The sequence below is a fragment of the Thioalkalivibrio sp. ALJ1 genome (assembly GCF_000745395.1).
Taxonomy (GTDB): domain Bacteria; phylum Pseudomonadota; class Gammaproteobacteria; order Ectothiorhodospirales; family Ectothiorhodospiraceae; genus Thioalkalivibrio.
In genome coordinates this window covers 2171311-2195807 of record NZ_KN050684.1, presented here as the reverse complement: position 1 = coordinate 2195807, position 24497 = coordinate 2171311, and the positions used below count along the sequence as shown (strand labels likewise).

Sequence of the window (24497 nt, the reverse complement as noted above, 5' to 3'; positions counted from 1 at the left end):
TAGGGGCTCAGTCGAGGAGGATCGCCTGCATCTGTTCAAGATGCTTACGGGCGTGGCCGATGATGTCTTCGTAAACTGGCATCTCCAGACCGATACGATCGAAGGTCTCGGGCGCGACCGGGGGTACGTAGCGTTCACCTGAAGAACCCAGGCGGAGCGAATTGGCGATGCTGTCGGCTACATGCACGATCGCGGTCTCGACAGGGAAGGTGCGCGCGTCCGCCGGGGCATGGTGATATCGCGTCACTTCGACATGCGCCGGGCCCATGCCCCAATGTTCGAGTAGGGCCGAGCCAATCGCCGCATGGTCGAAGCCGAGGAGTTCACGCTCCGCCTCGAATAACAGACACTGTTCCCGTTCGCGGATGTTGATCAGGTCTTCGGTACGAGTGCCGAGGCGGATAAACAACAGCAGCCGACCCAGGTCATGCATGATGCCGTAGAGGTACAGGCGCTCGATGTTCGCCTCGCGTCGGAAACGCGCGATGGAGCGGCTGAGGACGCCGACCGCAATGCTGTGGCGCCAAAACGACTCCATGTCGACGCCAATTACCGGCAGGCCGCGGAAGTGCTGGATCACGATAGTGGACATCACGATCTGCCGCATCTGCTGCATGCCGATGATCGAGACGGCACGGTGCAGGGTGTCGATGGGTTCGGGGAAGCCGTACAGCGACGAGTTCGCCATCCGCAGCGTCTTGGCGGCAATGGTGGGGTCGAGTTCGACTGCTTCGGTGATGCCGGCCACGTTAGCGGTCGGATCGTTAAGGCGTGTAAAGATCGTGTTGTAGCTGCCGGAAAAGCTGCAGAGCGCGTCATCCTGATCGAGAAACTCGTCGACCGTCATTCTGGACTCCGACGTTTATGACCGCGACGCATGAGCTCGTCGAGCAGCTGCGTGCGAGCGATCTGGTAGAAGCCATCCATGGGGTGGCGCGAGGCGTCACAGTGGCGAAAGCGCTCAGCCAGAATGGTGTCTGCCTGCGCTTCCATCTCCGGGGTTGGATAGGCCTCGGCAACCTGCTCGGTCGCCTCGTCCTGGGCATCGTTCGCCGCATCCTGCTCGTCTTCGACGACCTCGACCGTACTGATGCCCCAAGACAGCAACACGCGGATCTGCTTGTCCTGAAGCACCATACCAGCAGGGATCAGAAGCCGGCCGGACCGATCATGCACGGCCGTTGCCAGCGTCTGCCCGGACTGTATCGCCTCCGTGGAAATCCGCCGTCCCATAGGCAGACCTTATGCCGAAGCCGCGAGCTGGCGCAACACATAGGGCAGGATGCCACCGTGCTGGAAGTAGTCCACTTCCTGCGGCGTGTCCAGACGCACGCGGACCGTGAATGTCTTGCGCTGGCCGTCATCGCCTACTGCCGTGACCGTGGCTTCTCGGGACGTCCCGTTCTCCACGCCGGTGATGCTGAAGGTCTCGCGGCCGGTCAGGCCGAGACTGGCTGCGTTCTCACCCGGAAGGAACTGCAACGGGAGTACGCCCATGCCAACCAGGTTGGAGCGGTGGATGCGTTCGTAGCTTTCGACAATTACTGCCTTCACGCCCAGCAGCAGCGTGCCCTTGGCGGCCCAGTCACGCGAGGAGCCGGTACCGTACTCCTGTCCCGCGATTACGATCAGGGGCGTGTCCTCTTCCTGGTATTGCATCGCGGCGTCGTAGATCGACATGGGCTCGCCATCCGGCAGGTGCTGCGTCACACCGCCCTGGGTTCCCGGCGCGAGCAGATTACGCAGGCGCACGTTGGCAAAGGTGCCACGCATCATCACCTCGTGATTTCCGCGACGGGAGCCATAGGAGTTGAAGTCGGCCGACTTCACCCCTTTAAACTCGAGGTAGCGGCCCGCCGGGCTGTCCTTGGCGATGGAACCGGCCGGCGAGATGTGGTCCGTGGTAACCGAATCCCCCAGCAGTGCGAGCACCCGAGCACCCTGGATGTCGTTCCAGGGTTTCGGTGTCATGCTCATCCCTTCGAAATAAGGCGGATTGCGCACGTACGTGGAATCATCCTGCCAGTCATAGCGCTGGCCCTTCGGGGCCTCCAGGTTCCGCCAGCGATCCTCTCCGGAATAAAGATCGCCGTAGGCGCTGGTAAAACTCCCGGCGCCCACGTGATTCGCGACTTCCTGGCGCACCTCTTCGGTGGTCGGCCAGATGTCCTTCAGGTAGATCGCGCGGCCTTCGGCGTTCTCGCCGATCGGGTCGTTGTACAGATCGATATTGCTGCGACCGGCCAGGGCGTAGGCCACCACCAGCGGCGGCGAGGCCAGGAAATTCATCTGCACCTCGGAATGGATGCGCCCCTCGAAGTTGCGGTTGCCGGAGAGCACCGAGCTGACGATCAGGTCATCCTTGATAATCGCCTCGCTGATCGGTTCCGGCAGCGGGCCGGAGTTTCCGATACAGGTGGTGCAGCCGTAGCCGACCACATGGAAGCCCAGGTGCTCGAGATCCTTCAGGACCCCGGACTTCTCCAGGTAATCGGTCACCACGCGCGAGCCGGGGGCCAGCGAGGTCTTGACCCACGGCTTCACTTGCAGGCCGAGTTCACGGGCCTTGCGGGCGACCAGGCCCGCACCCAGCATCACCGACGGGTTGGAGGTGTTGGTGCAGGAGGTGATTGCGGCAATCACGATGTCGCCGTGATCCAGGGTAAAGGTCTCGCCATCCATCTCGATCGCGGTGTGGTGCGGTTCTTCCGCCTGGTGTTCCACGCCCACCGCGGTATGCCCACCCTCGGCGGCGAAGCGCTCGGCCTCGGCCGGCTCGTCGGCACCGCTTTCGCGTTCCTTGAGCATCGTGTCCAGGTGGCGGCTGATGGTCGTGCCGGCCTGGCTCAACGGGATGCGGTCCTGCGGGCGCTTGGGTCCGGCCAGGCTGGGCTCCACGGTGGACAGGTCCAGCTCCAGCAGATCGCTGTAGCGGGCCACCGGCGCATGGTCGTCACGCCACATGCCCTGGGCCTTCGCATAGGCCTCGATGAATTCGATGTGTCCGGCCTCGCGCCCGGTCAGGCGTAGATAGGTCAGGGTTTCATCGTCGATCGGGAAGATGCCGCAGGTTGCACCGTACTCCGGCGCCATGTTGGCAATGGTCGCGCGGTCGGCTAGCGGCAGGTCGGCCAGGCCGTCGCCGAAGAATTCGACGAATTTGCCCACCACGCCTTGCTTGCGCAGCATTTCGACGATCACCAGCACCAGGTCAGTCGCGGTCGCGCCTTCGGCCAGCTTGCCGGTCACGCGGAAGCCGACCACTTGCGGGATAAGCATGGAGATGGGCTGACCGAGCATGGCGGCCTCGGCCTCGATGCCGCCCACGCCCCAGCCGAGCACGCCTAGGCCGTTGATCATGGTGGTGTGTGAATCGGTCCCGACCAGGGTGTCGGGGAAGGCCGTGCACCCGCCCTCGGCCTTGTCGTCCACGAACACCGTGCGCGCCAGGTACTCGAGGTTCACCTGGTGGACGATGCCAGTATCCGGGGGCACAACCTTGAAGGTGTCGAACGCCTGCTGTCCCCACTTGAGGAAGCTGTAGCGCTCGCGGTTGCGCGAATACTCGAGTTCCGCGTTCAGATTCATCGCGTTCGCGTTGCCGTGGGCATCCACCTGCACCGAGTGGTCGATCACCAGCTCCGCCGGCTGCAGCGGGGTGATCTTCTTCGGATCGCCCCCCAGCGCCTCCATGGCATCGCGCATCGCGGCCAGGTCGACGACTGCAGGCACTCCGGTGAAGTCCTGCAGGAGCACGCGCGCCGGACGAAAGGCGATCTCCTGGGATGGCTCGGCCTTCGGATCCCAGTCGAGCAGCGCCTCGATATCGGCGCGGCGTACCGTGCGCTCGTCTTCAAATCGCAGCAGGTTCTCCAGCAACACCTTCAGCGCGAAGGGCAGGTCTTTTGCTCGCGGGTCGTCGGTGATCGGCACATAACGGCACTCGTGGCCGCCAGCGGAGAGGGAGCGGGTGTTCTTCGGATCTGCGTGGCTCATGATGCGTCTTCCGCGGTCAGGTGTTGAGTCGATTGAGGATGTTGTTGGCTTCTCGAATCAGCCGCTTGCGGCCGAAAAGTAATTTCCAGCGCGAACCTCCGGCCTGGCGCCAGAGGACCGCAGCCCGAATCCCGGCCAGCAGCAGCGCACGGATGCGCGCGGCGGTTTCCGGGTTCGAGAGGTTGTTCTGTTCGCCCTGCACGATTATGCGTGGGCCGAGTTCGGAGATGGTCTCCTTGTAGACCTCGGCAAGTCGGGCGATCACGCTTTCATGCGCGGTATGGAAGTAGTCGATCTGGCGTTGCGCACCCTGCAGCCCGTCGGTCAGCTTTTGCAGCATGTCGTCGCGTTTTTGCAGCTTGCGTTCGAGAAAGATCAGCCCGATGGCGTAGCGGGTGATCTCCATATCCGGCGGCTTGCTCCCGTTTTGCAGTTGGCTCTCGATCCGTTCCAGGCCGCTGCGCAGGCTGACGGCCTCGCGATAGACCGCTTCCGGCGTCTCCGCGTCGAAGGCGAACAGGCTCCCGACCAGGACTTCGAATTCGTATTCGTCGCAGCTGCCACGCCAGGCAAGATCCTTGACCAGGCTTGCGCACTGGAAGAGGGCTGCCAGCGCCAGGGTGCGGTTATGATCGGAGCGGTCCAAGCCAGTGGATTCCTTGGGTGGGTCGGTCGGGTCAACAGGGAGCCGCCACTATACCGGAAGTGGCCTCCCAGACTCACGGATGAGGCGACGATTGGCCCGTTGTTCGGGTGGCGATGACCGCGCCGCCGAGACAAACATCGCCACGATAGAAGGCGATGGACTGCCCCGGGGTCGCTGCGCGCTGTTGGGTATCGAAGACCACCGTCGCCCCAGCGGCATCCAGTGCCTGGATCCGACAATCCTGCAGAAGCTGGCGATGCCGTAATCGGGCCTGCAGGGGTTCGTCGAGCCCTGGTGCGCCGTGGATCCAGTGCACCGGTTCGGTGGTCAGCGACGGGCTCATCAACAGGGGATGCTGCGGGTCCTGCGCGACGACCAGGGCATTGCCCGGCAGGTCCTTGTCGACGACATACCACGGGGCCTCCGCGAAGCCGTCGACCCCCCCGATCCCGAGGCCCTGGCGTTGCCCAAGGGTATAGAACATCAGGCCCTGATGCCGGCCGACGATGCGCCCATCCGGCGTTTGCATCTCGCCCTCGGGGGCCTTGAGATACTGGGCCAGGAAATCGCGGAAACGGCGCTCGCCGATGAAACAGATGCCGGTGGAATCCTTGCGGGCATGATTAGGCAAGCCCAGCTCGCGCGCCCGCTCGCGGACCTGCTCCTTGGGGATGTCGCCCAACGGGAACAGAGCGGGGCGCAGCTGTTCCTGGGTCAGGGTGTGCAGGAAATAGGTCTGGTCCTTGTTGGCGTCCGCAGCGGTACACAGTTCGCTGTAGTCCGCGTGGTGGCGCACCCGCGCGTAATGCCCGGTCGCGATCCAGCGAGCGCCCAGATCGCGGGCGTGATCAAGGAACGAACGAAACTTGATCTCGCGGTTGCAGAGGATGTCCGGGTTGGGGGTGCGGCCCGCTTCGTACTCATGCAGGAACTGCGCGAATACCCGTTGGCGGTAGTCCTCGGCGAAGTTGGCCTTGTGGAGCGGGATTTCGAGACAGTCCGCGACCTCGCGGGCCATTGCGTAATCGGCCTCCGCGGCGCAGTACTCGGCGTCGTCGTCATCCTCCCAGTTCTTCATGAACAGGCCTTCGACCCGGTAGCCGGCCTCCAGCAGGCGGCTGGCCGCGAGGGCCGAATCGACGCCGCCGGACAGGCCCACGATGACGCGCTCGCCATGGCTCATGGCGTCGTTGCCGCCCGAACACGTCCGGCGACGGCCTCCAGGGGGAGTCGGGTGCCTTCGAGATAGCGCCGGATGCTCCGCAGTACCAGCGGGCTCCGCAGGGACCACTCGCGCTCGGCGGCCTCGGGCGTGAGCCAGTGCAGGGCATGGATGGCGGGATCACGAGGTCCTGGAGCGGGCAAATCGGTGACTGGGCCACAAAAGGTGACACGCAGGATGACGCCACCGGCGGCAAGTTCCAGGAGTTCGCAGCCCAGCGTCGCCTCGGGCGTGAAGTCCAGGCAGGTCTCCTCGCGAACCTCGCGGATCACGGCTTCGATCAGGTCTTCGCCGCCATCCAGGTGGCCCGCGGGCTGGTTCAGTACACGGCGGCCGGCATCGGTTTCTTCGACGAACAGGAAGCGGCCATCACGCTCGATGACGGCGGCTACGGTGATATGGCAGGGGAGGCGGTCGGTCATGGCGCGAATGATAACGCAGCCCACCGGTGAAACCGGCATGCCGGATCCGTCGATCGCGGCGTTGTCGGAAACCGGAAAACCCGGGTCCCTATGTATAATCGGGGTGAACGCACCGAATTCACCGATTGAAGTTCCGCATAAGGAGTTGGCATGGCCTATCAGCACATTCAGGTCCCGGAGAAGGGCGAACGCATCACCGTCGACGACCAGGGCAAGCTGCAGGTACCGGATCATCCGGTGATCCCCTATATCGAGGGTGACGGGATCGGTGTGGATATCACCCCGGTGATGCGCCGGGTCACCGACGCGGCTGTGGAAAAGGCTTATGGCGGGAAGCGGGCCATCGAGTGGATGGAAGTCTATGCCGGGGAGAAGGCGACGAAGGTCTACACCGATGACTCCGGTCTGCCGGATGAGACCCTGGAGGCGGTGAAGGACTTCCGCGTGTCCATCAAGGGTCCTCTGACGACCCCGGTCGGCGGCGGCTTCCGTTCGCTGAACGTCGCCCTGCGCCAGAAGCTGGACCTGTATGTCTGCCTGCGTCCGGTGCGCTACTACGATGGCACGCCAAGCCCGCTGAAAGAGCCGGAGAAGACCGACATGGTCATCTTCCGCGAGAACTCCGAGGACATCTATGCCGGGATCGAGTTCGAATCCGGCACGCCGGAGGTGAAGAAGGTCATCGACTTCTTGCAGGGCGAGATGGGCGTGACCCAGATTCGGTTCCCGGACAGCGCGGGGATTGGTGTGAAGCCGGTATCCAGCGAGGGGACCAAGCGCCTGGTGCGCAAGGCCATCGAGTACGCGATCGACAACGATCGCCCATCGGTGACCCTGGTGCACAAGGGCAACATCATGAAATTCACCGAGGGCTCATTCAAGGCCTGGGGCTACGAGCTGGCGCGCGAGGAGTTCGGCGCGAAGGACCTGGACGGTGGCCCGTGGCAGACCTTCAAGAACCCGAAGACCGGTAACGATATCGTGATCAAGGACGTGATCGCCGATGCCTTCCTGCAGCAAATCCTGCTGCGCCCGGAAGACTACTCGGTGATTGCCACCCTGAACCTCAATGGCGACTACATTTCGGATGCGCTGGCCGCCCAGGTGGGTGGCATCGGCATCGCCCCGGGTGCGAACCTGTCGGATACCACGGCGATGTTCGAGGCGACCCACGGGACCGCGCCGAAGTACGCCGGCCAGGACAAGGTGAACCCCGGCTCATTGATCCTGTCCGCCGAAATGATGCTGCGGCATCTGGGCTGGTCGGAGGCCGCCGATCGGGTGGTCAAGGGCATGGGCGGCGCGATCAGTGCGGGAGAAGTGACCTACGACTTTGCGCGTCTGATGGACGGTGTCGAGCCGATTGCCTGCTCGGCATTCGGCGAGGCGATGATCAAGCACATGTAACCGGGTCGGGTGGTCGGAGTGTCCGTAAGGGCACTTGGCCTCAGCCCGGAACCATTCGAGGATGGAAGGCACCCAAACGAGTAACCGCTGAGTGCGTGAGTTCGACCGATGAGTGATGACAAGCCCCAAAACCCCGATCGAGACGACTCGGTAACGGTCGAAGAATCGAGGCCGGAGCTCAAGCCACCACGACAGTACAAGGTGGTGTTGCTCAACGACGATTTCACGCCGATGGAGTTCGTGATCGAAGTGCTGGAGACGTTCTTCAGCATGGATCGCGAAAAGGCCACCCGGGTGATGCTGCACGTGCATACGCGCGGCAAGGGAGTATGTGGCATCTTTACCCGAGACGTAGCCGAGACCAAGGTGGCGCAGGTGAACGACTACGCCCGCAGTCATCAGCACCCACTGCTTTGCTCGATGGAGGAGGCCTGACTCCCATGCTCGACAAGGAACTCGAATTCAGCCTGAACATGGTCTTCAAGGAGGCCCGCGAGAAACGCCACGAGTTCGTGACCGTGGAGCACTTGCTGATGGCGCTGGCACAAAATCCCAGCGCGGCCACGGTGCTGCGGGCCTGCGGCGGCGATCTTGATCGCATCCGCGACGAACTGGAGGCCTATATTGACGAGAATACGCCGCGCATCCCACCCAACGATGCGCGCGAGACACAGCCCACACTGGGGTTCCAGCGGGTGCTGCAACGGGCGGTGTTCCACGTACAGTCCAGCGGACGCAAGGAGGTCTCCGGTGCAAATGTCTTGGTGGCCCTGTTCGGCGAGCAGGACAGCCAAGCGTTGTATGTGCTCGGCCAGCAGAACATCTCGCGCCTCGATGTAGTCAATTTCATCTCCCACGGCATATCCAAGGTGGGGGAGGATGAACTGGGCGCACAGCCCGGTCCGAACGAGTCACAGGCCGAGCCGGTGGAAGGCGAGCGCGAGGAAAAGACCAACGCGCTGCAGCTCTACGCCAGCAACCTCAATGACAAGGCACGCAAGGACGAGATCGACCCGCTGATTGGTCGCGATCACGAGATCGAACGCACCATTCAGATCCTGTGCCGCCGTCGCAAGAACAACCCGCTGCTGGTGGGTGAGGCCGGGGTGGGCAAGACGGCGATCGCCGAGGGGCTGGCACGACGTATCGTTGATGAAGAGGTCCCGGAAGCGATCGAATCGGCCACCGTCTACTCCCTGGATCTCGGGGCCCTGGTCGCCGGCACCAAGTATCGCGGCGACTTCGAGAAGCGCCTGAAAGGCGTGCTCGCGCAGCTCAAGAAGGAGCCCGGCGCGGTGCTGTTCATTGACGAGATCCACACGATTATCGGCGCGGGTGCGGCTTCCGGTGGGGTCATGGATGCCTCCAACCTGATCAAGCCCGTGCTCGCCTCTGGCGAGTTAAAGTGCATCGGTTCGACCACCTACCAGGAATATCGCGGGATCTTCGAGAAAGATCGCGCCCTGGCCCGTCGCTTCCAGAAGATTGAGGTACCGGAGCCAACAGTGGACGAGACCGAGCAAATCCTGCGTGGTCTCAAATCCCGCTTCGAGACGCACCACAACGTCCGCTTTACCAAACCGGCACTACGTGCGGCGGCGGAGCTGGCCGATCGCTATATCACCGATCGATTCTTGCCGGACAAGGCCATCGACCTGATCGACGAGGCTGGCGCCAGCCGTCAATTGTTGCCTGCAAGCCAGCGCAAGAAGACCATCGGCGTGCAGGACATCGAGACGATCGTGGCCAAGATTGCACGGATCCCGCCAAAGTCGGTATCCAGCTCCGACAAGGAGACCTTGCGCAACCTCGACCGCAACCTGAAGATGACCGTCTTCGGGCAGGACGAGGCCATTGGCACGCTTGCCACCGCCATCAAGATGGCGCGTTCGGGCCTCGGGGACATGGACAAGCCGATCGGCTCGTTCCTGTTCGCGGGTCCGACCGGGGTCGGCAAGACGGAGGTGACCCGGCAACTGGCACAACAGATGGGTATTCACCTGGCCCGCTTCGATATGTCGGAGTACATGGAGCGGCACACCGTCTCGCGTCTCATTGGGGCGCCGCCCGGGTATGTCGGCTACGACGAAGGCGGACTGCTGACGGATGCCATCCTCAAACATCCGCACTCGGTGCTGCTGCTGGACGAGATCGAAAAGGCCCACCCGGACGTGTTCAATGTCCTGCTGCAGGTTATGGACCACGGCACGCTAACCGACACCAATGGCCGCGAGGTGGACTTCCGCAACGTGATCCTCGTCATGACCACAAATGCCGGTGCCGAACAGGCGAGCCGTCCGTCGGTGGGATTCACCCAGCAAGATCACTCCAGTGATGCGATGGAGGCCATCAAGCGCACCTTTACGCCCGAGTTCCGTAACCGCCTGGATGCAACCATCCAGTTCGGACCGCTGGATGAGGCAACCATCCTGAACGTCGTCGACAAGTTCCTGATCCAGCTGCAGGCGCAGCTCGACGAAAAGAAGGTGCACCTCACCGTGGAGCCAGAGGCCCGAGCCTGGCTCGCCGAGCATGGTTACGACGTCAAGATGGGTGCGCGGCCGATGGCGCGTACCCTGCAGGAGCACATCAAGAAGCCACTGGCCGACGAACTGCTATTCGGACGATTGGCGCATGGTGGCGGGGAAGTCGTTGTGCGCCTGGGCGAGTCCGGTCTGGAGCTGGATATCCAGGAAACCGCCGTGTCTTCCTGACGCAGAATCGGGACCAACACATCGGCCACGGAAGGCCCGCAAACGAAGAAGCCCCGGTCTGGCCGGGGCTTCTTCGTTGCCGAGGGACTTACTTGTTGCGGTAGACGATACGACCCTTGGTCAGATCATAGGGCGTCATCTGCACGATCACCTTGTCACCGCGCAAGATCCGGATGTAATGCTTACGCATTTTTCCGGAGATGTGCGCTGTGATCGTGTGCCCATTTTCGAGCTCCACCCGGAAGGTGGTGTTCGGGAGCGTCTCAACGACGGTACCCTCAAGCTCGATTTCGTCTTCCTTCGCCATACAGTCCCTCTCGTATTGAATCAAGGTGGCGACATTATCCGGATGCACCGCCGGAACACAAGTCATGCCGCGGGTTGCGTTGGTTTCCAGTCGTTCAGGGGCCGCAAATGAATGGGGCCGGGGGCAACCACCCAAGACCTTGGCGGTTTGCCGACCTTTCCCCGACCGCCTACACTACGCGCGCTTTCACGCGCGAGATTATTGACGAATGACGATGACTTCTTGGGCCGCCGTATTTCCAGGACAAGGATCCCAGTCCACCGGCATGCTGGCCGATCTGGGCGATGATCATGCCATTGTCCGAGACACCTTCCAGGAAGCCTCGGACTGTCTCGACGCCGACCTCTGGAGCTTGTGTCAGCACGGCCCGGTGGAGCAACTCAACCAGACCGAGTGGACCCAACCGGTGATGCTGGCCGCTGGCGTTGCCACCTGGCGCCTGCTGTGCGAACACACCGATGCACGCCCGCAAGCCGTGGCCGGCCACAGCCTTGGGGAGTACAGCGCACTGGTCGCTTCCGGCGTGCTCCGTTTCCCGGATGCCGTGCGCCTGGTGGCCGAACGGGCCCGCGCGATGCAGGCGGCCGTTCCGGAGGGCGAGGGTGCGATGGCGGCCGTCCTCGGACTCGACGACGATGCCGTGCGAGCCCTGTGCGAGACGCATGCGAATGGCGAGGTCTTGGAAGCGGTCAATCTGAACGCGCCCGGTCAGGTTGTGATCGCTGGCAATGTCGCCGCGGTGGAACGCGCCGTGGGTGCGGCGAAGGATGCCGGTGCCAAGCGCGCCCTGAAGCTGCCTGTGTCCGTACCCTCTCACTGCGCCCTGATGCGTCCGGCGGCCGAGCGCCTGCAGGCCGCGCTGGACAACACCACGTTTAACTCGCCTACCATTGCCGTCTGGCAAAATGCGACAGCGGCACCGGCCGAATCCGCGCAGGCGATCAAGGCGAACCTGGCCGCCCAACTCTATCGTCCGGTACGCTGGGTCGAGACCATCCGCGGATTGCGCGAGCTTGGGACGGGCGTTCAGGTCGAGTGCGGGCCGGGGCGGGTATTGACCGGGTTGGCCAAGCGCATCGACCGCGATCTGGAATTGTTCGACGTAGCCGACCGCGACACGCTGCGGGCCACGATCGACCGTCTTGCGGCGAACTGACCGCAAGCGACCGCTCATACCGACTATTCAATTACGTAAAGGCGAACCCCATGTCCGACAGCAAACGTGTAGCCCTAGTGACTGGTGCGAGCCGCGGGATTGGCGCGGCCATCGCGCGACGCCTGGCTGAACAGGGTCTGCAGGTGGTGGGCACCGCGACCAGCGACGGCGGCGCAGACCGCATCACCGAGGCCCTGCAGGCGTGGGGAGGGCGTGGTATCGCGATGGATGTAACCGACGCGGAATCGGTCGCCGCAGGGTTGAAGGCCGTCCAGGAGCAGGAAGGGCCCATCGAAGTGCTCGTGAACAACGCGGGTATTACGCGCGACAACCTGTTCATGCGAATGAAGGACGAGGAATGGGATGCGATTATCGAGACCAACCTCTCCGCCGCCGTGCGTCTCACCCAGCGATTGATGAAGGGCATGATGAAGCTACGCCGCGGGAGAATCATCCTGATCGGGTCCGTGGTGGGCTCCTCGGGCAACGCCGGGCAGACCAACTACGCTGCGGCCAAGGCCGGGCTGGCCGGTTTTGCCCGCTCCCTGGCCCGTGAGGTGGGCAGCCGCAACATCACGGTGAACACGGTGGCGCCGGGGTTCATCGATACCGACATGACCCGTGAGCTGGGTGATGACACCAAACAGGCCCTGTTGGGCCAGATCCCGCTGGGACGCCTCGGCGCTCCGGAGGAGATTGCTGCCGCGGTGGGTTTCCTTGCGTCAGAGGAGGCCGGGTACATCACCGGCGAGACCCTGCACGTGAATGGCGGCATGTTCATGCACTGATCACGGCGGGTCGGCCGAGGGCCGCCCGCACGTCCCGCGGCGCTTATCGCTAGATCGCGGCGGGGCTTTTCTCTAGAATGGCGGACCTTTCAACGAAGCCGCCTCACACCGAAGGGGATTTCTGAACCATGAGTAGCATTGAAGAACGCGTCAAGAAAATCGTTGTCGAGCAACTGGGTGTCAAGGAAGAGGACGTGACCAACGCGGCCGCCTTCGTCGACGACCTGGGCGCCGATTCGCTGGACACGGTGGAACTCGTGATGGCGCTCGAAGAGGAATTCGAGACGGAGATCCCCGACGAGCAGGCGGAGAAGATCACCACCGTGCAGCAGGCGATCGATTACATCAACGAGCACATGAAGGATTGATCCCCTTCGCCTTCGGGCGTTGGGATAGAACGCGAACGGGCCTTCCTGTGCGCAGGGCGGCCCTTCGTCGTTTCGCTGACCGCGTATTTCAGTCTTTCGAGGAGAACATCATTGGCTAAACGACGTGTCGTGATTACCGGATTGGGGATTGTCTCCCCGGTCGGATCCACCATCGACAAGGCCTGGAACAACATCAAGGCCGGCAAAAGCGGCATTTCCTCCATCGATGTATTCGATGCCTCGGAAATGCCGGTAAAGATTTCCGGCGCCGTCCGGGACTTCGAGGCCAACGACTACGTTCCGACGAAAGACCAGAAGAAGATGGACACCTTCGTCCTGTACGGGATCGCGGCCGGGCTACAGGCCCTGGACGATTCCGGACTCGAGGTGACCGAGGAGAACGCCGATCGAATCGGAGTCGCGATCGGCTCCGGCATTGGTGGTCTGCCGTACATCGAACGCTCCTATGGGGCGTACCTGAAGGGTGGAGCCCGAAAGATCTCTCCCTTCTTCGTGCCCAGTGCCATCATTAACATGGTGGCGGGCAATCTTTCCATCATGCGTAACCTGCAGGGGCCGAATATCTCCATCGTCTCGGCCTGTGCGACGGGTACCCACAACATTGGGGACGCCGCGCGCATGATCGCCTATGGCGATGCCGATGCAATGGTGGCGGGTGGCGCCGAGATGGCCACCACCCCGCTGGGCATTGGCGGCTTTGCCGCCGCGCGGGCGCTCTCCACGCGCAACGATGATCCGCAACGCGCTTCGCGTCCCTGGGATCAGGAGCGCGACGGGTTCGTGCTCAGTGACGGGGCCGGCGTGATGATGCTGGAAGAGTACGAGCACGCGAAGGCACGCGGGGCCCATATTTACTGCGAACTGGCCGGGTTCGCCTGGAATGCGGATGCGCATCACATGACGCAGCCGATCCAGGATGGCTCGGGTGCCGCCAAGTGCATGCACCGCGCGCTGAAGGATGCTGGCGTCAATCCGGAAGAGGTCGGGTATATCAATGCCCATGGCACCTCGACCCCGGCCGGCGACCTGGCCGAGACGCAGGGCTTGAAAAAGGCCTTTGGCGACCATGCCCGCAAACTCCTGGTGAACTCCACCAAGTCGATGACCGGACATCTTCTCGGGGCTGCCGGGGGCATCGAAGGCGTCTTTACCGCCCTGGCGCTGCGCGATCAAGTGTCACCGCCGACGATCAACCTGGAAAACCCCAGCGAAGGGTGTGACCTGGATTATGTGGCCAATGAGGCACGTGACATGAACACCAAGGTCGGCCTGTCCAATTCCTTCGGGTTTGGCGGCACCAACGGCACCCTGGTGTTCCGCAGCATCTGACGGCGGGTCGCCGCCATGGCGGTCCATCGGCTGGCCGCCGGGGTCGATCTCGCGACCCTGGCGCAGCGGTTTCCTGAACGCTATCCGCACCTGCTTGAATCGGCCCTGATTGGGCAGGCGCCTGCGCGTTTCTCGATCCTGTTCGCGTTCCCAGGTTGCACGCTGTCCACTACGGATGGGGACGACGTCCTTGGCGCACTGGACCAAGACCTTTCAGTCTCCAAGGCGTTGGCGCCGGAATTCGCCGCACATGCCTATCTCCCGTTCCTTGGGGGGTGGTTTATCTATGCCGGGTATGAACTGGCCTGGCGCCTGGAGCCGGCTTTAGGCCGATGCCGCCCGGACCCATGGCTCCCGGATGCCCTCGTGACCTATTTCCCCGCCGCGGTCATTCGGGATCACCACGAGGACGTGACGTGGTTTGTCGATGAGGACGCGACAGACCATAGGTTCGAACAGGTGAGCCAGGACCTGTCGATGCTCCAGCAACTGCCCGATACGCTCGACCAGCCGCTGCCCTCGTTGCGTCTGACGGAAGACAATCCACAGGACTATCGTGACGCCGTCAGCCGGGCCCTGGAATACATCGTCGCTGGGGATACGTTTCAGGTGAATCTCTCGCGCGAATGGCATGGCGTGGCCGAAACGGCCCTGGAGCCAGCTGTGCTCTACGCGCGTCTACGGGAGGCCAATGCGGCCCCGTTTGCGGCCTGGCTTCAGTTGCCGGGCGCCGACGTGATCAGCTCATCGCCAGAGCGATTGGTATCGGTAGATGCAGGCATCGTAGAAACGCGACCCATCGCCGGAACCCGGCGGCGTGATGCTGACGAAATTGAAGATCAAAAGCTTTTCAGTGAGCTGGCCTTCAACATTAAAGAGCGCGCTGAGCATGTAATGCTGGTGGATCTGGAACGTAACGATGTCGGGCGGGTCGCGGAGATTGGTAGCGTCCGGGTCGCCGAACTCATGACCATTGAAAGCTATCGCCGCGTGCATCACATCGTTTCGAGCATTGTCGGGCGACTCCGGCCCGGCATCACGGCGGCCGATATCCTGCGCGCGGTCTATCCGGGGGGCACTATTACCGGTTGCCCAAAGATCCGCAGCATGCAGATCATCCAGGAACTGGAGGGGCATGCCCCCCGTGGCGCCTATACGGGCGGCTGCGGCTACGTCAGTCGTCACGGAAGGATGGACACCAATATCTTGATCCGCACGTTGGTGGTGAAAGGCCACGAACTGCGTTTTCGTGCCGGGGCCGGGATCGTCGCCGATTCGGACCCGCAGCGTGAACTGGAGGAGACGCGGCACAAGGCGCGAGGGCTGGTAGAGGCGCTGCGTGGTGACCAGGAGACGATTGGATGATCCTGATTAATGGGGAGCCAGGAATGGCCGTCCGAGCGCAGGACCGGGGCTTGCTGCTGGGTGACGGTCTGTTCGAGACCCTGCGCGTGCAGGCTGGACGTCCCCAGTTGTGGCGCTATCACTGGCAACGCCTGACGCAGGGCCTGAACCGGCTCGGCTTCCCGGAATTGGCCGAAGGTCAGTTGCTCGAAGAGATCGCCCGGGTGGGCGGCAATGCGGATTGCATGGTGCGGCTTACCGTGACCCGCGGCGAAGGCCCACGCGGCTACGCGCCGCCCGAAAACCCAACAGTGACCCGAATTGTGAGCGGCGGCCCCGCGCTGGAGATGCCCAATCCAAAGAGCATCCGATCCCTGACGCTGGGGTGGGCGGACGTCCCGATTGGCATCAATCCGGCGCTGGCCGGGCTCAAACACACGAGCCGACTTGAGCATGTGTTGGCCCGTCGCAGCTGGAGGTCCGGCTGGGACGAGGCCATCCTTTGCGATGCACTGGGGAGAGTGGTGAGCGTGACGCAAGGAAACCTCTGGCTACGCAGGGGCGAGAAGCTGATTACCCCACCAGTGCGCGAGTCGGGCATCGCCGGGACACGGCGCGCCTGGGTGCTCGACCATGCCGCCGCCTTCGGGTTTGAAGGGGTGGAGGCCTATCCCGATCCGGCCGAGGTTCGTGGTGCGGACGCTCTGTATGTAAGCAACGCCCGGATCGGGATGACCCCGGCCAACCTGGCTGAAGCGGACAAGGCGGTGCCCGCGTGGCAGGATGATCCGCTGTATCCAATGGGAATCGCACTGCATGAAGCGGATTAGTCTCGCCGTCCTGACCCTGGTGGTGGTCTTGGCCCTGGGCGCTTCCTGGTGGCTGAGCGAACACTATCGCGCCCAGCTCAATGCGCCGGTCGAGCTTGAGATGGCGGAGCGCTTCGAACTCGCGTCCGGGCAGGGCCTGCGCCAGGTCAGCCGCCGCTTTACCGAGCGTGGCTGGGTGGAATCCGCCTGGGCGCTGGAGTTGTATGGCCGGCGGCAGGGCATCGCGCCCCGGCTACAGGCGGGCGAGTACGCTGTCACCCCGGGTATGACGCCACGCGACCTGATCCACGCCATGGCTCGTGGGGATGTGGTGCAGCACCGCCTTACCATTCCCGAAGGATGGACGGTGCGCCAAGCACTGGCCGCCCTGCGCAGCCACCCCGAGCTCGTGGGTCCGCCCGAATCGGTGGGAGTACATAACCTCCTGGAGGTCCTCGAGCTGGACGATTTGGAGCACCCGGAAGGCTGGTTCCTGCCGGACACCTATTTCTTCGGCTCTGCAACGGACGCGCTGACGGTGCTGCAACGCGCCCATCGTTCGATGCGCATGCAGCTGGAACGCGCCTGGGAAGATCGCATTGAGGATCACCCGGTGGAGTCGCCCTACGACTTGCTGATTCTGGCCTCGATTATCGAACGCGAGACCGGCCGTGGTGACGAGCGTGACCGAGTGGCCGGGGTCTTCGTGAACCGCTTGCAACGCGGCATGCGTCTGCAAACCGACCCGACACTGCTCTATGTACAAGAACCGGGAGTGCAACGCCTGACCCGAGCCGAGCTGGATCGTGACCACCCCTACAACACCTATACCCGTGCCGGACTACCGCCCACGCCGATCGCATTGCCTGGGCGTGCCGCCCTGCAAGCCGCGGCCCGGCCCGCCGAAACCGATGACCTGTTCTTTGTCTCGCGCGGGGATGGCAGTCATCATTTCTCGGAGACCTATCGCGAACACCGCGAGGCCGTGATCCGCTATCAGCTGGGCGGTGATGGCACTCGCTACGGTATTCGCAACCGCCGCTAACCGGAGTCGTGCTGACCATGGAATGCCCGTCCGACCCTGGCCGCTTCCTGGTCCTCGAAGGCATCGAGGGCTCGGGCAAAACCACCCAGATTGAACGACTGGAGACGGCACTGGGTGCCGCTGGCCCCTGTGTACGCAGTACCCGAGAACCCGGTGGAACCGCTCTGGGCGAACGTTTGCGGGGTCTGCTGCTGGACCCGGACCTACCGGGGATGTGCGCAGAATCCGAGCTGCTTTTGATGTTCGCTGCTCGGGCACAGCATCTGAGCGAGGTGATCCTTCCTGCCCTGAACGCGGGCGAGTGGGTCCTCAGTGACCGTTTCACCGATGCCTCCTACGCCTATCAGGGAGCCGGACGCGGTCTGGGCCTGGAGCGCATTGCGCCGCTCGAACAGTGGTTGCAGGGGGAGCTACGCCCGGATCTGGTCATTCTGCTGGACATTGATGCCGAGACGGGGCTCTCGCGTGCGGTGCAGCGGGGGCGCAGAGACCGGATTGAGCGCGAGGCACTGGATTTCTTCGAGCGCGCCCGCCAGGCCTATCTGAAGCGGGCCGCCGAGGCCCCCGATCGGTACCTGATCGTGGATGCAGCAGCCGATCCGGATACGGTGGCCGGGGACATTATTGCGGGCGTTCGCGAGCGTCTGCCGTTACCCGCGTTGCGAGGGTAGGGCGACCATGGATGCACCGGTCGTCGCGGAGGCGCTACCGCCCTGGCTGGAGAAACCGTGGGAGGGCCTGGTTCAACGCGCGCGCCAGGGCCGCTTGCCGACCGGCTTGCTGATCCACGGTGCCACCGGGGTGGGTAAGTCGCTCCTGACGCGGGCCCTGGTCCAGGCACTCTTGTGCCAGCGTGCCCAGGGCTCCGAACCCGCTTGCGGGGAATGCAATGGCTGCCGCAGCTTTCTGGGCGGCGTGCACCCCGAGGTGATGAGCCTGGAACCGGAGGAGGCGGGCAAGGAGATCCTCATTGCAGCGGCCCGCGAGGCAATCGAATTCTTGGGGCTCTCCGGATCCGGTGACCTTCGCAGCGTGATGATCCGCCCCGCCGATGCATTGAACAGCAACGCAGCAAACGCCCTGTTGAAGACCCTGGAAGAACCCCCCTCTGGTGCGGTCCTGATCCTGGAGGCGGCGCAGCCGGCCCGCTTGCCCGCCACCATCCGCAGCCGTTGCCAGATGATCGAGGTGCCCACGCCAAACCCTGGCGAGGCCAAGGCGTGGTTGCGGGGATTCGCCGAGGACCCCAATGCGGTGGACGAGGCCTATGCGGCCAGCCTCGGGAGACCGCTCACCGCCCGCGACGTGCTCGTCGACCCCGAACGCATGGCGCAATGGGAACAGGACCGCGAGGCCCTGACCACGCTCTTGCGCGGCCCCGGGATTACGGCGATGGCCGCGGCGATGCAGCGCTGCCTGCCCGAATCTTTGATTCCCCGGTTACAGGCCTTGCTGGTTGCCGCTCAACGTCTCTTGGTGACCGGCGAGCCGGATGCCTTCGGCCAGCAGTTTCCGCGCGAGCTGCTGGAGCCATTCGCTCGTCACAAGGGGGCGCGTCGCCTCGCCCAACTGTCGGCCGAGGCGCTTGTATGGCAACGCCAGGCCTCTCGCCAGCTGAACCCGCAGCTGCGTATGGAGGATATCGCGCTCGCGATCCTGCGGCGGTAATACCCCCATCTCACGCCGCCTGTCGGGCCGGGGTGGCGCGCGGTTGGTCCGATGGGTGATACTCATCGACCCAGCAGTTTTCAGGTCACTCAGGAGGGTCTATGGCCGGGCAGGGCATGCTCACCTTGGCAATCAAGGAAAAACCCGCGCTGTATGCCGCGTACATGCCGTTCGTGACCAATGGGGGTCTGTTCATCCCTACGGACAAGGCCTACAAGCTGGGAGACCAGGTGTTCCTGCTGCTGTCGTTGCTGGAAGACTCGGACCGGCTGCCGACTCCATGCACCGTTGTCTGGATCACGCCACCCCGGGCCCAGGGCAATCGCCTCCGGGGAATCGGCGTGCAATTCAACAAATCGGACAAGGGAGTGACCCATCGTCGGATCGAGGAACACCTGGGCGGGATGCTGAATTCCGACCGCAAGACTCATACCTTCTAATTCTCGCTTTGTCTGGGGGCCGCACGGGTTCCGTGGTCCCCATTCGGTCAGCTTGTACGATCCGTCCTAGTCGTGCGCAGCGATTCCCTCAGAAACTCCAGCGCGTGATCAATCTGCTCCCGCGTCAGATAGAAATGAGGAGAGAAACGGATGCCTCCGCCGCGCATGGCACAGAGAATGCCGTGTCCCTGCAACGAGGCGTAGAGGGCGTCGAGATCCTCCACCGGGGGGCGGAAGGTCAGGATGCCGGCCCGCCGACCCTTCGGTGTCAGAATGTGACAATCCAGCGAACGCAGGCCATCCTCCAGGTGGAGCCAGTGTTCGCGGATATCGTGATCGACCGTGTCCAGGCCGGTCTCCAGCAGCAATGACAAGCTCGCGTGCAGGGCATGAATACCGAGCATGTTCGGGCTACCCGGTTCGAAGCGCCGTGCACTGGCTGCCGGTTCGATCTCCGGGTTCGAGAAATCACCCGCGTGGGCCAGCATGTTCCAGCCATACTCCTGCAGCGTCAGCCGTTCACGGATCTCGGGGTTCACGTAAAACACCCCGATACCCTCCGGTGCCAACAACCACTTGTGCGCGTCGGCCATGACGAAATCGGCGTGGCAGCCCGGCGCATCAAAGGGCAGGGCGCCAAGATGCTGAATCGCATCGACACAGAACAGAATGCGGCGCGCACGGAGTTCCGCCCCCAGCGCCTGGATATCAATCCGCATCCCGCTGTCATAACGCACCGCGCTGGCGGCTAACAGCTTTGTCTGAGCATCGCAGGCGGCGAGCAGATCGCGCTCCGGTTCTTCACCGATCGGTACTTCCCGTGCCTCGATTCCGAAGCGTTCGGCGGCGGCTAGCCAGACGACACGGTTGGAAGGGAATTCCCCAGCCGGAAACACGACATTGTCTCCCGGCTTCCAATCCAGCCCGAAGGCCACCATGGAAAGGGCCTCGGAGGTGTTCTTCACGAATGCGATGTCCTCGGCAGCGGGCGCGCCAATCAGGGCCCGGGCGAGGTCCCGTGTGGCATCCACGTGTCGCATCCACTGCAGGTAATCACGGGAACCATGCCCCACGTTCTCACCCGCAAAACGGCAAACGGCCTCTTCGGTACGCCTTGGCCAAGGGCCGACCGCGGCATGATTCAGATGGATAATCCCTTCCTGCGGAAATTCGGGGTGCATGCGTTCCTCCTGTGCGGGAGCAAAAGGGTAACCCACTCGAAATCGTGTTGGGAGCGCACGAACCCATCCGACCAGACGGCTTGGCCGGAGAAGGCCATGTGATCCGGACTGGTCACTAGACAGACAAGCCGTTCCGATCCCGCGCATTCCGTGTCTGATTGTCCGTCCAAGCGGCAAAATCCGCCGATGAACGCCGCGTACCCAGCCTGCTTTGGCACAATACCCGCCATGGACAACGAGACCCTCAAGAAGCGCGACCTGCGTGCCCTGTGGCACCCCTGCACGCAGATGAAGGATTACGGAGAAGAAGGGACGCTGCCACTCCTTCCGATCCAACGCGGGGAGGGCGTCTGGCTCTACGACTTTGATGGCAACCGTTACCTCGATGCCATCAGCTCCTGGTGGGTCAACCTGTTCGGCCACGCCAACCCCCGCATTGGCGATGCGGTGAAGGAACAGCTGGATCAGCTCGAACACGTGATCCTGGCGGGATGTACTCACGAGCCCGTCGTCGAGTTGTGCGAGCGCCTGATCGATCTCACTCCGGAAGGCCTCGACCGCGTGTTTCTGGCCGACAACGGCAGCGCCGGCGTCGAGGTTGCGCTCAAGATGAGCTTTCACTACTGGCTGAATATCGGCAAGCCGGAAAAGACCCGCTTTATCCGCCTCTCCAACAGTTATCACGGGGAGACCCTGGGGGCGCTGTCGGTTAGTGATGTACCGCTTTACAGTGCGACCTACGAACCCTTGATGCTGGATGTAATCACTGTGCCGGCCCCCGATTGCTTCGAGCGCGAGGCCGGCGAGAGCTGCGAAGATGTCGCGCGGCGTCAGTTTCACCACATGGAAGACGCGCTCGCGCGCCACGCCGACGAAGTCTGTGCCGTGATCGTCGAACCCCTGGTGCAATGTGCCGGCCACATGCGCATGTACGACCCGGAGTACCTGCGCCTGTTACGCGAGGCCTGCGATCGCCACGGTGTCCATTTGATCGCCGACGAGATCGCGGTGGGCTTTGGCCGCACGGGGACGTTGTTCGCCTGTGAACAGGGACCGATCACGCCCGATTTCATGTGCCTGTCCAAGGGTCTGACCGCGGGCTACCTCCCAATGGCCGCCGTACTTACCACTGAGACGGTCTATCAAGCGTTCTATGACGATTACGAACGCCTTAACATGTTCCTGCATTCCCATTCCTATACCGGCAACCCATTGGCCTGCAGAGCGGCACTGGCCACGCTCGATATCTTCAAAACGGATCCCGTTATCGCGAATAATCGGCGACTTGCGCAGCATATGCAGAAACGACTTAAACCATTACACGATCATCCTCATGTGGCCGACGTGCGCCAGCATGGGATGATCGCCGCCGTCGAGCTCGTACAGGATAAGTGCCGCAAGACCCCATACCCATGGCAGGAGCGTCGCGGCCTGCATATCTATCGCCACGGTCTGACGCGCGGGGCGTTGCTACGGCCACTCGGAAACGTCAGCTATCTGATGCCGCCGTACGTGATTACCGAGGAACAGATCGATTTTCTGGTCGAGGTCATGACCGAGGGGATCGAACAGGCCGTACGGGCCTGATCGAAGCGCGCCGAAAGGCCGCACAGAGAGTGGATGGGACGAGAGTTCAGTACCGACAACACGCCTCTTGGCCCATCCTTAACGACGCATAATACATATTATGTTAAATTTGATATTTGGGATTGGGTATGGCACGTCCGCGCCGCTCCGGTACCGCGCCCCTGGCCCCCACTGCACCGATTTGCGGCCCTCTTATCAGGACAGGCTGTCGATGACGTGAGTCAGGATCTGTTTCACCCGTGCCATGCCAACATCAAGATTGGCGGCAATATCTTCCATGGTGATTTCCCCATCGGCGCGACCCGCGGCCCAGTTGGCGATCACCGCGCAGCAGGCGTAGTTCAGGCCGAGTTCTCGAGCCAACGCTGCTTCCGGCATGCCCGTCATGCCGACCAGGTCGCAGCCATCTCGCTCCAGTCGGTCGATCTCTGCCGCGGTCTCGAGTCGTGGACCCTGAGTGGCGCCGTAGGTCCCGTGGTCAACGGCTGCAATGTCCAACTCGTCGATGGCATGGATCAGGGTCTGTCGGACCGTCTCGCTATAGGGCCAGGTCATGTCGATATGGGTAACACCCTGCTCGTCACCCCCGTCGAAGAAGGTGTTGGCCCGTGACCAGGTGTAATCAATAATCTGATCCGGAATGGCCACCACACCGGGTTTCATCTCCTCGGCAATCCCACCGACGGCGGCCACCGCCACCACGTAGTCGACTCCCGCATTGCGCAGGGCCCAGATATTGGCGCGGTAGTTCACCTGATGTGGTGGAATCGTATGACGCGCACCGTGGCGCGGCAGGAACACGATCTCGATCTCGTTCAGGCGGCCGAATACCAGGGGGCCGGAGGGCTCGCCATACGGCGTATGCATCACCTGTCGACGTGTAATCTCAAGATCTTTCAGCTGTGTCAGGCCTGTTCCGCCAATCACGGCAATACGGGGTGAAGACATGGGTGCCTCGGGCGGGGTTAGTGATTGGCCACGGCGAAAATGCCGGGGGCGTTTCGCAGGTAATCCTGGTAGTCCATGCCGTACCCGAACAGGTAGCGGTTGGGCGCCTCCAGGGCCGCGTAATCCACGGTGATCGCCGGATCACGCTCTGGATTGTGTTTGTCGACCAGCACGATGGAAAGCACTTGTTCGGCCCCCTGCTCCATGCAGAACGTCTTGATGCCTTCCAGGGTAATGCCACCATCGAGGATGTCGTCGACAATCACCACCGTCCGGCCCTTTAGCGGTGCCTGCGGTCGCGCCAGCCAGTGCAAGTGGTCCCCGCCGTGTGTAGCACCGCGATAACGAGTCGCATGCAGGTAATCGACTTGCATGGGGAACGACCAGCGAGTCAGCAACCCGCCCAGGATCACCACGCCGCCATTCATCACACCCAGTACCAACGGGTTGCGGTTTTTGAGCACCGCCGCCGTACGTTCGGCTAGCCGATCAATCGCCGTCTCCACCGCATCGCGACTGAAAAGACAATCGGCATCGCGCAGTGTGGCTCGGGCCTGTTCCGGGCTCATGGCATGTCCTAAGGGCATCGGTGCGGAGAATCATGTCCGAGCGGCCGGAGCGAGGCAAGCGCGCGGGTTCCGAACCTCGGAAACGCAACCGGCCGGCACAAGGGCCGGCCGGCTGGCAATCAAACGACGGTAACCTTAGTAGGTAAAGGTAACCGTGTCGTCGTCCATCGCTTCGGAGATGACGTAGGCGCCGCCCACGGTTTCTTCGATCTCCGGAATCAGGTCGTTGCCCCACAGGTCCAGCGTCGGGGTGCAGACCTTCATGACAACGCCCGCCTCGTGGGCATCTTTCATGAAGTCGTAGACGCTCTTGCTGGAGCCTTCCTGCACGAACAGGTTTTCGGCAACACCCTTCTTGGCCAATTCGCCGGCACGGCCGGTCATCACGACTTCAACGTCGTATTCCATGGCGGCGGCCACAGTGGCCTGGAAGAACGGGGCGCCCAGCTCGGACGGGTTTGTCGGGTCAGTGTTGACCATGACGATCAGGAGCTTATCGGCCATTTTTTATCTCCAACTCAAGTGGTGAA

General features: G+C 62.9%; 25 protein-coding genes. 14 read left to right on the top strand and 11 right to left on the bottom strand.

The window, feature by feature from the left end; translation table 11 throughout:
• Positions 1-7 precede the first annotated feature (7 nt).
• The 6 genes from F462_RS12670 to F462_RS12645 all read right to left on the bottom strand — a co-directional run bounded on the left by F462_RS12670 (position 8) and on the right by F462_RS12645 (position 6286).
• Positions 8-847 carry an HDOD domain-containing protein gene (locus tag F462_RS12670; RefSeq protein WP_038054695.1) on the bottom strand — a complete coding sequence of 280 codons (840 nt, stop codon included), beginning with the start codon at positions 845-847 and terminating at the stop codon, positions 8-10.
• Positions 844-1176, bottom strand: coding sequence for a hypothetical protein (locus F462_RS12665; protein WP_026280152.1), 333 nt, complete (start codon positions 1174-1176; stop codon positions 844-846). The genes F462_RS12670 and F462_RS12665 overlap by 4 nt, the downstream gene beginning before the upstream one ends.
• A 66-nt stretch (positions 1177-1242) precedes the next feature.
• A complete protein-coding gene (gene acnA, locus F462_RS12660) occupies positions 1243-3996 on the bottom strand; it encodes an aconitate hydratase AcnA (RefSeq protein ID WP_038054694.1) in 2754 nt (917 codons plus the stop codon).
• A gap of 16 nt (positions 3997-4012) precedes the next feature.
• Positions 4013-4642: a high frequency lysogenization protein HflD gene (gene hflD, locus F462_RS12655; protein WP_038054692.1), complete on the bottom strand. Its 630-nt coding sequence runs from the start codon at positions 4640-4642 to the stop codon at positions 4013-4015.
• Between the two features lie 73 nt (positions 4643-4715).
• Positions 4716-5825, bottom strand: a complete 1110-nt coding sequence (mnmA, locus tag F462_RS12650; protein WP_038054691.1) for a tRNA 2-thiouridine(34) synthase MnmA — start codon at positions 5823-5825, stop codon at positions 4716-4718.
• Positions 5822-6286 carry an NUDIX domain-containing protein gene (locus tag F462_RS12645; RefSeq protein WP_038055001.1) on the bottom strand — a complete coding sequence of 155 codons (465 nt, stop codon included), beginning with the start codon at positions 6284-6286 and terminating at the stop codon, positions 5822-5824. The genes mnmA and F462_RS12645 overlap by 4 nt, the downstream gene beginning before the upstream one ends.
• A gap of 150 nt (positions 6287-6436) precedes the next feature.
• On the opposite strand from F462_RS12645, the gene icd reads away from it, so the two are divergent.
• From icd to clpA, 3 genes are all read left to right on the top strand, one after another.
• Positions 6437-7693, top strand: coding sequence for an NADP-dependent isocitrate dehydrogenase (gene icd / locus F462_RS12640; protein ID WP_018140090.1), 1257 nt, complete (start codon positions 6437-6439; stop codon positions 7691-7693).
• A gap of 108 nt (positions 7694-7801) precedes the next feature.
• Positions 7802-8128, top strand: a complete 327-nt coding sequence (gene clpS / locus F462_RS12635) for an ATP-dependent Clp protease adapter ClpS (RefSeq protein ID WP_018140091.1) — start codon at positions 7802-7804, stop codon at positions 8126-8128.
• A 5-nt stretch (positions 8129-8133) separates the two neighbouring features.
• The gene (gene clpA / locus F462_RS12630) at positions 8134-10407 is read left to right on the top strand and encodes an ATP-dependent Clp protease ATP-binding subunit ClpA (RefSeq protein ID WP_038054689.1); all 2274 of its coding nucleotides are present in this window, start codon (positions 8134-8136) and stop codon (positions 10405-10407) included.
• 88 nt (positions 10408-10495) lie between these two features.
• On the opposite strand, the gene infA is transcribed toward clpA, so the two are convergent.
• The gene (gene infA, locus F462_RS12625) at positions 10496-10714 is read right to left on the bottom strand and encodes a translation initiation factor IF-1 (RefSeq protein WP_012982660.1); all 219 of its coding nucleotides are present in this window, start codon (positions 10712-10714) and stop codon (positions 10496-10498) included.
• A gap of 208 nt (positions 10715-10922) precedes the next feature.
• Here infA and fabD point away from each other — a divergent pair, with 208 nt between their 5' ends.
• From fabD to F462_RS12575, 10 genes are all read left to right on the top strand, one after another.
• Positions 10923-11870, top strand: coding sequence for an ACP S-malonyltransferase (gene fabD, locus F462_RS12620; protein WP_081911418.1), 948 nt, complete (start codon positions 10923-10925; stop codon positions 11868-11870).
• Between the two features lie 50 nt (positions 11871-11920).
• The gene (fabG, locus tag F462_RS12615) at positions 11921-12658 is read left to right on the top strand and encodes a 3-oxoacyl-ACP reductase FabG (RefSeq protein WP_018874912.1); all 738 of its coding nucleotides are present in this window, start codon (positions 11921-11923) and stop codon (positions 12656-12658) included.
• 128 nt (positions 12659-12786) lie between these two features.
• Positions 12787-13026, top strand: coding sequence for an acyl carrier protein (acpP, locus tag F462_RS12610; protein WP_017941560.1), 240 nt, complete (start codon positions 12787-12789; stop codon positions 13024-13026).
• Between the two features lie 129 nt (positions 13027-13155).
• Positions 13156-14376, top strand: coding sequence for a beta-ketoacyl-ACP synthase II (gene fabF / locus F462_RS12605; protein ID WP_018140095.1), 1221 nt, complete (start codon positions 13156-13158; stop codon positions 14374-14376).
• A gap of 15 nt (positions 14377-14391) precedes the next feature.
• Complete coding sequence (locus F462_RS12600) at positions 14392-15741, top strand: aminodeoxychorismate synthase component I (protein WP_038054688.1); 1350 nt, start codon at positions 14392-14394, stop codon at positions 15739-15741.
• On the top strand, positions 15738-16550 hold the full coding sequence (gene pabC / locus F462_RS12595; RefSeq protein WP_038054687.1) for an aminodeoxychorismate lyase: 813 nt from the start codon (positions 15738-15740) through the stop codon (positions 16548-16550). Before F462_RS12600 ends, pabC begins: the two co-directional genes overlap by 4 nt.
• Positions 16537-17574: an endolytic transglycosylase MltG gene (gene mltG, locus F462_RS12590; RefSeq protein WP_038054685.1), complete on the top strand. Its 1038-nt coding sequence runs from the start codon at positions 16537-16539 to the stop codon at positions 17572-17574. The genes pabC and mltG overlap by 14 nt, the downstream gene beginning before the upstream one ends.
• 17 nt (positions 17575-17591) lie before the next feature.
• Complete coding sequence (gene tmk, locus F462_RS12585; protein ID WP_018874916.1) at positions 17592-18245, top strand: dTMP kinase; 654 nt, start codon at positions 17592-17594, stop codon at positions 18243-18245.
• 7 nt (positions 18246-18252) lie between these two features.
• Positions 18253-19242, top strand: a complete 990-nt coding sequence (locus F462_RS12580) for a DNA polymerase III subunit delta' (RefSeq protein ID WP_038054683.1) — start codon at positions 18253-18255, stop codon at positions 19240-19242.
• A gap of 101 nt (positions 19243-19343) precedes the next feature.
• A complete protein-coding gene (locus F462_RS12575; protein ID WP_017941553.1) occupies positions 19344-19682 on the top strand; it encodes a PilZ domain-containing protein in 339 nt (112 codons plus the stop codon).
• A 47-nt stretch (positions 19683-19729) separates the two neighbouring features.
• Here F462_RS12575 and F462_RS12570 read toward each other — a convergent pair whose 3' ends face one another.
• On the bottom strand, positions 19730-20863 hold the full coding sequence (locus F462_RS12570; protein WP_038054682.1) for an aminotransferase class V-fold PLP-dependent enzyme: 1134 nt from the start codon (positions 20861-20863) through the stop codon (positions 19730-19732).
• 228 nt (positions 20864-21091) lie between these two features.
• On the opposite strand from F462_RS12570, the gene F462_RS12565 reads away from it, so the two are divergent.
• Entirely contained in the window at positions 21092-22450 is a 1359-nt protein-coding gene (locus tag F462_RS12565) for an adenosylmethionine--8-amino-7-oxononanoate transaminase (RefSeq protein ID WP_038054680.1), read from the top strand.
• Between the two features lie 195 nt (positions 22451-22645).
• Here F462_RS12565 and F462_RS12560 read toward each other — a convergent pair whose 3' ends face one another.
• The 3 genes from F462_RS12560 to F462_RS12550 form a co-directional block, all read right to left on the bottom strand.
• Positions 22646-23398, bottom strand: coding sequence for an S-methyl-5'-thioinosine phosphorylase (locus F462_RS12560; protein ID WP_018140103.1), 753 nt, complete (start codon positions 23396-23398; stop codon positions 22646-22648).
• 17 nt (positions 23399-23415) lie between these two features.
• Entirely contained in the window at positions 23416-23967 is a 552-nt protein-coding gene (locus F462_RS12555; protein ID WP_038054678.1) for a hypoxanthine-guanine phosphoribosyltransferase, read from the bottom strand.
• A 135-nt stretch (positions 23968-24102) separates the two neighbouring features.
• Positions 24103-24471, bottom strand: a complete 369-nt coding sequence (locus F462_RS12550) for a DsrE family protein (protein WP_018140105.1) — start codon at positions 24469-24471, stop codon at positions 24103-24105.
• Between the last annotated feature and the right edge of the window lie 26 nt (positions 24472-24497).